This window comes from uncultured Bacteroides sp. (assembly GCF_902472605.1).
In the GTDB taxonomy this organism is placed as follows: domain Bacteria; phylum Bacteroidota; class Bacteroidia; order Bacteroidales; family Bacteroidaceae; genus Phocaeicola.
Genome location: NZ_CABROP010000079.1, coordinates 1 through 3,570 on the forward strand (window position 1 = coordinate 1; position 3,570 = coordinate 3,570).

Below are 3,570 nucleotides of genomic sequence, written 5' to 3' on the forward strand. Positions count from 1 at the left end.
GAGAACAGACAGCAGAGAATGGGTACACCGTATCATGGGAAGTCTTGACCGTATGTTGGTCGGGATCGAGAATCTGGCGGTCGGAAACCGTCCCGTGCTGGGCGGCGAACGCTATCTGACCGACAAGGAAGTGTCGGCACAATTAAAACTGAGCAGACGTACGCTTCAGGATTATCGTAATGAAGGGAGAATATCCTACTACCAGTTGGGTGGTAAAATCCTTTACCGGGAGAGTGATATTGAGAAAATGCTTCAGGAGAATTATCGGGAAGCATACAAAGTAAACCGTATTTAGTCTGCGTGTATAACAATAGCCGACAGACAGGCTGGAATTATCCGCCTACTGTCGGCTATTGCTTTTTAAGACAGGAATTTAACATTTCAGATAGGAATGATTTTTGCCAATAATACAAACAAAAGGAGCAGCATTTTCTTTTACAGCTTTTGTTATCAGATATTTTCGCAGTCGGTCTGCCGGATAAGTATCCAATAGGAATGCCAGCGCAAAAATCATTTCCACATTATAAAAATTCTCGTAACAACCGTCTTTCTGTTTGATACGTTTTTCCACTAACCCCGGATTTAATGTACCTTTCTTATAAACAGTCCGGACTGCTGCTCTGAAAGTTGGTGCAATTACGTTAAAGAAAGAAATCAGTTCCGGCTCGTTCATCCAAATTTCAGAAGGATTGATCGTTTGTATAATAATATTTCCACTTTCATTGATTGTTATTGGTTCCCTTTTCATATACTGGTCTGTTTTTTATCGGTTTGACTGCTGCTCTTTCTTTTCTCCATTAGTTTGTCCATATCTTCTGAGATCTTATCATCAGTAACCCTGGCATATACCTGAGTTGTCTTGATATTTGTATGCCCCATCATTTTACTGATACTCTCTATTGGAACACCGGCAGAAAGGAGCAATGTTCCGAACGTATGTCGTGCCTGATGATGGCTGAGTGTTCCTTTGACTCCTGCCAGTACCCCTATCTCATTAACGGCATACCAGAGCATATCCCGATTAGGAAGAGGAAATACCGGTTTCGTATCATCCGTGGTATTATAAAGTTCCAATATCTGCTCGGCAACCGGATGAAGTGGTATAAAGGATTCAACTCCGGTTTTTTTGCGGTTAATGCGGATATAACGCCTTCCTTCAGCAGTCTTGCCGATATGATGGGGATAAAGTTCCTTCATATCCACGTATGCTAATGAAGTGAAGGCAGAGAAGATAAAGACACGCCGTGTGAGTTCCTGCCATTTGTTGGGCATCGGACGTTCCATAATCAGTTGCAGCTGGCTCCGGCTGATATGGTTCAGCTTGGGGGCTTCCTTCTTTTCGTAAGGAACATCAGCTATCGGATTGAAGCGTAAAATTTCCCTGTCAACAGCTATATAAATCAGCCTGTTCAGCCACGTCATACAATGATTTATATGAGAAGCCTTGCGGCCTTTTGACTTGACAAACTGTTTGAAACCATAACCGAAATCTTCCGTAATGTCCTCAAATGCTATATCCGTCATTTTTAGTGTGAGCAGATATTCGCGTAAGTAAGCCTGTGTACTTTTAGACTGCCTGTAACTGGAGGTAGACCGGATTTCAACTGAACGGACTCTGAGCCGTTCACGTTCCTCTTCTCCGGCCTGAAGAAGGTATTCCGGCACTGTATTGGCCTGTGTAATCTCATTTTTAAGCAGTTCTGCACTGACAACACCTTTTGTTTTCAAGTACTTTTCATAAGTCTGTTCCAACTTGTTGCGGAGTTCAATCAAACGGTTGTTCGCTCTTTGCTCCCTGATTTCCCCCTTTTCGGTATTCCAGTCCTCGGGACGGCAATATATCCCTGTGGAAAATACACTGCTCTTGCCGTCTATGGAAATTCGGCACATGACGGATGTGGTACCGTCTGCCTTTACTTTATTGCGGTTTATGTATGGTAATATTGAAAATGTGCTGCGCATAATCGTATAATTTATTTTATTGGTGATACTTATTATCAGAGTACAAGTTTCAAGTCTTTGGTAGCCTCTATATATTTATCCATGTCTTCAAAAAGTTTCTTCGGAGTCACCCGCGCATAAATCTGGGTAGTAGAAATGTCTGAATGCCCCAGCATTCTGCTGACCGTTTCTATCGGTACACCGTTTTCGAGTGTGATCAGAGTCGAAAACGAGTGCCGTCCCATATGATAGGTAAGCGGACCGTCTATTCCGGCCATAACCTTCAGACTGGACAGGTTCCACATCAATGCACCGTGTTCTATGTGTGGGAACAGTGTCTTTCGTGATTTGCTGCGGTATTTTTCGATAAGCTCTATTGCTTCCGGAAGCAGTTTGACACGGCATAATTTCCCGTTCTTTCCTCGCTGGTATTTCAGCCATAAAGCTCCGCTGTCATCCTTTACAAGGTTTGTTTCGGTTATGGACACTACATCAATATAAGAGGTTCCGGTATAACAGGCGAAAAGAAAAAGATCTCTGGTAGTAATATGCGACCAGCGGTGTTCCTCTATTTCCAAATCACGGAGTTTTTCAAAATCCTCACGGCTCAATGCTCTCGGTGGCTTCTCCAGTTTCTTTGGCAAAGTGTAATGTTCAAAATGATATTTGTCAGAATGTCCTTCCTTAAAGGCTATACGACAGACCCGTTTAAGTAAAGCCAGATAATGGCGTACGGTTTCAACACTTAGTCCACACTTTATGACCACATATTCCTGAAACTCCCTTATGAACTGCTCGTTCAACTGTCCGAAAGCAAGATCGGAAACCTTATAACGGCTGGATATGAATTCGGCAAGTCGTTGCCGCGTATAAATGTAATTGGGTATCGTTCGTAATGAATATTCCACACCGACAAGAGATTTGACTTCTTCTATGTGGCGGTCAAAAAGTTTGAGCAGAGTCATGCGGCTGTCCATTCCACCTTGAAACAGATTTTTTACTGAAACGGCATCGAAATCGGTTTTCCGTTCTGCAAGGGTATCAAATGCTTTGTGTATGGAAACAAGCAGCCTGTCTATTTTGGCATTGGTTTCCACCGCTTCCTTACTTTTGCCGTTCAACCGGCTTTCCCTCGGATTCCAAAGTTTCTCACTGCAATTCAGTTTACAACTGAATTGCGCTACACTACGGTTTACCGTAATTCTGCCCATAATCGGAGTTTTTCCGTTCTTGTCTGTTCCGCTTCTTTTAAGGTAAAGCAACACCTTGAATTTTTCAATCTTCATACGCTTACATTTTTTGTTGTAAAACTACAATTCTTATAAGCGTTCTTTGATATGCAAAATATTGCAAATCAGCGAGAAATTATCCGGTATCAGATTACTTGATTTGCTCACCGTTACCTATATTGTTCAGGTAACTGGACAGCTAACGTTTTGGTAACTGAAACCGCTCAATATTCTGCGCTTCATTGCTTTTTCAACTTTAAGCAAAATAATGAATATCTGCTTATTTCCAACACGTTACGATTTATCTGTTCAATCTTGTTAGCTCTTGCTTTTTACTTTATACTCCATCAGGCACGTCACTCCTTCGCCTCGCTGATTACGCTGGAAGCCGGAGTGCCGA

4 protein-coding genes are annotated in these 3,570 nt (G+C 42.4%); 1 reads left to right on the top strand and 3 read right to left on the bottom strand.

Annotated features, from left to right (window positions below; translation table 11 throughout):
• Positions 1–31: 31 nt before the first annotated feature.
• Positions 32–295, top strand: coding sequence for a helix-turn-helix domain-containing protein (locus tag RDP42_RS12425; RefSeq protein ID WP_308763947.1), 264 nt, complete (start codon positions 32–34; stop codon positions 293–295).
• A gap of 78 nt (positions 296–373) precedes the next feature.
• On the opposite strand, the gene RDP42_RS12430 is transcribed toward RDP42_RS12425, so the two are convergent.
• The 3 genes from RDP42_RS12430 to RDP42_RS12440 are packed head-to-tail and all read right to left on the bottom strand — an operon-like array spanning position 374 to position 3,227.
• The gene (locus RDP42_RS12430; protein ID WP_308763944.1) at positions 374–748 is read right to left on the bottom strand and encodes a hypothetical protein; all 375 of its coding nucleotides are present in this window, start codon (positions 746–748) and stop codon (positions 374–376) included.
• A complete protein-coding gene (locus RDP42_RS12435) occupies positions 745–1,962 on the bottom strand; it encodes a tyrosine-type recombinase/integrase (protein ID WP_308763945.1) in 1,218 nt (405 codons plus the stop codon). Before RDP42_RS12435 ends, RDP42_RS12430 begins: the two co-directional genes overlap by 4 nt.
• A gap of 35 nt (positions 1,963–1,997) precedes the next feature.
• On the bottom strand, positions 1,998–3,227 hold the full coding sequence (locus tag RDP42_RS12440; protein ID WP_308763946.1) for a site-specific integrase: 1,230 nt from the start codon (positions 3,225–3,227) through the stop codon (positions 1,998–2,000).
• Between the last annotated feature and the right edge of the window lie 343 nt (positions 3,228–3,570).

Coding starts and splice junctions, on each gene's coding strand:
- RDP42_RS12440 (WP_308763946.1), bottom strand. CDS start 3,227: ATGAAGATTGAAAAATTCAAGGTGTTGCTTTACCTTAAAAGAAGCGGA.
- RDP42_RS12435 (WP_308763945.1), bottom strand. CDS start 1,962: ATGCGCAGCACATTTTCAATATTACCATACATAAACCGCAATAAAGTA.
- RDP42_RS12430 (WP_308763944.1), bottom strand. CDS start 748: ATGAAAAGGGAACCAATAACAATCAATGAAAGTGGAAATATTATTATA.